This window comes from Neisseria sp. P0021.S006 (assembly GCF_051956895.1).
This window is the reverse complement of sequence record NZ_JBQCWZ010000095.1, coordinates 1-3,202: the sequence shown is the minus strand read 5'-3', so window position 1 is coordinate 3,202 and position 3,202 is coordinate 1. Positions and strand designations below refer to the sequence as shown.

At 45.5% G+C, this 3,202-nt stretch carries 2 protein-coding genes and 1 tRNA gene; 2 read left to right on the top strand and 1 reads right to left on the bottom strand.

The genetic code is table 11. From position 1 onward, the window contains the following. Positions 1–368: 368 nt before the first annotated feature. Both ACTHUM_RS11020 and ACTHUM_RS11015 read left to right on the top strand, forming a co-directional pair. Entirely contained in the window at positions 369–1,892 is a 1,524-nt protein-coding gene (locus ACTHUM_RS11020; protein ID WP_070460281.1) for a fumarate hydratase, read from the top strand. Between the two features lie 154 nt (positions 1,893–2,046). Then, positions 2,047–2,123: transfer RNA gene (locus ACTHUM_RS11015), tRNA-Pro, on the top strand. 154 nt (positions 2,124–2,277) lie between these two features. On the opposite strand, the gene ACTHUM_RS11010 is transcribed toward ACTHUM_RS11015, so the two are convergent. Then, complete coding sequence (locus ACTHUM_RS11010; protein WP_070460278.1) at positions 2,278–3,069, bottom strand: formate/nitrite transporter family protein; 792 nt, start codon at positions 3,067–3,069, stop codon at positions 2,278–2,280. Positions 3,070–3,202: the final 133 nt, after the last annotated feature.

The window sequence follows — 3,202 nt, the reverse complement described above, 5'->3', positions numbered from 1 at the left end:
GTATTGTATTGGAGAATAAGAAAGGCCGTCTGAAATTTAGATAATTCCCTTTTAAATACAGGCTACTAAATTTCTTTTTTAGATGCTTAAGGCAAATATTTTCAGAAGGCCTGGCAATTAGAATATCATTTAAAAAATAATGTAATTTTATTTCTATGTAAGTGAATGGTCAGTAGATATAGATTATCAATAACCAAGTGATTTAATACGATATTAAATTTCATTTAAATCAAGAAGGTATGAAAATGATATTGTCTGGGTCATTCATTTGAAAGCACTATTACACTATTGAAGGCCGTCTGAAAAAATCGGTCTCTTAAGAAATAAACAAATCCTCCCTACCATGACTCCCGAAAAGGAACACAATCATGACCGTCATCAAGCAAGAAGACTTTATCCAAAGTATTTTCGATGCTTTCCAATTCATCAGCTACTACCATCCTAAAGACTACATCCAGGCTTTGTATAAGGCTTATCAAAAAGAAGAAAACCCTGCCGCCAAAGATGCGATGGCGCAGATTTTGGTCAATAGCCGTATGTGTGCTGAAGGCCACCGTCCGATTTGTCAGGATACCGGTATTGCGACCGTATTCTTGAAAGTAGGCATGGATGTACAGTGGGATGCCGAGATGAGCGTACAGGAAATGGTTAACGAAGGCGTACGCCGTGCATACACCTATCCTGACAACAAACTGCGCGCCTCCGTATTGGCCGATCCGGCTGGCAAACGTCAAAATACCAAAGACAACACCCCTGCCGTTGTACATATGGAAATCGTAAAAGGCGACAAAGTCGAAGTCACTTGCGCAGCCAAAGGCGGCGGTTCTGAAAACAAAACTAAAGTTGCCATGCTCAATCCTTCAGACAATATTGTTGATTGGGTATTGAAAACCGTTCCTCAAATGGGTGCCGGCTGGTGTCCTCCGGGCATCTTGGGTATCGGTATCGGCGGTACGCCTGAAAAAGCAGTGTTGATGGCCAAAGAAAGCCTGATGAGCCATATCGATATTCAGGAGCTCAAAGAAAAAGCCGATTCAGGTGCAGAATTGTCTACAACCGAAGCCCTGCGCTTGGAACTCTACAAAAAAGTAAATGCCTTGGGCATCGGCGCACAAGGTTTGGGCGGTTTGAGTACCGTACTGGATGTCAAAATCCTTGACTACCCAACCCACGCGGCTTCCAAACCGATTGCCATGATTCCAAACTGCGCGGCAACTCGCCACATCGAATTTGAATTGGACGGCTCAGGCCCGGCCAAACTGGAAGCCCCGTCTTTGGAAGACTGGCCGGATCTGACTTACAGCCCTGACAACGGTAAACGTGTCGATGTCAACAATCTGACCAAAGAAGAAGTGGCCACATGGAAAACCGGCGATGTATTGTTGCTGAACGGTAAAATCCTGACCGGCCGCGATGCCGCGCACAAACGTTTGGTTGATATGCTCAACAAAGGCGAAGAATTGCCGGTAGATTTCATCAACAAACTGATTTACTACGTTGGCCCGGTTGATCCAGTCCGTGACGAAGTTGTTGGCCCAGCCGGTCCGACTACTTCCACCCGTATGGATAAATTTACCCGTCAAATGCTGGAACAAACCGGCCTCTTGGGTATGATCGGCAAATCCGAACGCGGCGCAGCAACTTGCCAAGCCATTGCCGATAACAAAGCAGTTTATCTAATGGCTGTCGGTGGCGCGGCATATCTGGTTGCCAAAGCCATTAAAGCATCTAAAGTCTTGGCGTTCCCAGAATTGGGCATGGAAGCGATTTACGAATTTGAAGTCAAAGACATGCCTGTTACCGTTGCGGTGGATAGCAATGGTGAATCGGTTCACGCCATTGCACCAAAACAATGGCAGGCAAAAATCGGTATTATTCCGGTTGAAGCTTGATATTTGACTGAATAATCAAAGGCCGTCTGAATGATTTCAGACGGCCTTTTTTTGCTTACAAATAATTCAAATGTTTTCAAACGAGTAAATTTCCTTTTCTAAAAAGCACTTGTCAAAATCAGCGTTTGAAACTAAAATTCACAGCTTATCGAGTCGGAGTGTGGCGCAGTCTGGTAGCGCACTTGCATGGGGTGCAAGGGGTCGAAGGTTCGAATCCTTTCACTCCGACCAAAAAATTGGAAAGAGCCGTTTTAAAAACGACTCTTTTTTCGTTTGGATGATTTATCTGAATAATGTGTCCGAATGGATTTTAAAACTTAATACCAATGGCGTCTGAAACAAAACCTGCTTTCTCAAAGCAGGTTTTGTTGTTTCTAAAGCAGGACTATTCGGTACTATCTTTCAGCGTGTCTCTATAAGTATAAAGATAAGATGCGCCGACAAAGGATGCGCCACCGATGACATTGCCCAGGAATACGGGAATCATGTTGAAGAAAAACTGCCCCCATGTGATGTTTGCACCTGCCAAAATACCCGCTGGGATAACGAACATATTGGCGACAAGGTGTTGGAAGCCGTTTAATACGAAAATCATGACGGGGAACCAAATGGCCAGCATTCGTCCAGTTGTGTTTTTAGCGGCAAAATGCAGCCACGCGCCCATGCAGACCATCCAGTTACATGCGACTGCCGATACAAAAGCGCGGCCGAAATCCATATGGACTTTTGCTTCCGCCACAGCAATGGTTTTTTCTGCCACGCTGCCTTCAATCATGCCGACATAGTATCCAAGGAAAAAAGCCATTGCCAGCGTGCCTACCAAATTGCCCATGCAGACGATAACCCAGTTGCGCAGCAGCATTTTGGAGGAAATCCGTCCGGCCAATCTGCCTAAAGACATAATCATCATATTGCTGGTTACCAGCTCGCCACCGCCAAGCAGGATACAAATCAAAGCGATTGGGAACACGGCGGCACCGAGTAAAGTCGCAACTCCGCCCCATTCGTGCGGAATGCCGCTGACTACTTTTAAATAGGCAAGATAACCGAAGCCGATGTATCCGCCGGCCAAAACGCTTAAGATTGCCAGTGTAGGGATGCTGGATTGTGCTTTGGCGCAGCTTTTGTCGAGAACAACCTGTAAAATTTCCTGTGGGTATAAATCGCGCGAAGCCATGATGTTCCTTAAAGTGGGTTGAGGAGGAAACGCCGTTTCAAAAGTGGCGCAAACTGTCGCGGTAGGGCAGTGTTATAGGAAGCCGGTGTATGGTCTTTGTCTTATCAATCAGCCTGAATTAAACCTAAAAAAC

Bases quoted from the DNA above. Each gene is read 5' to 3' on its own strand.
- ACTHUM_RS11020 (WP_070460281.1), top strand. From the start codon at position 369: ATGACCGTCATCAAGCAAGAAGACTTTATCCAAAGTATTTTCGATGCT.
- ACTHUM_RS11010 (WP_070460278.1), bottom strand. From the start codon at position 3,069: ATGGCTTCGCGCGATTTATACCCACAGGAAATTTTACAGGTTGTTCTC.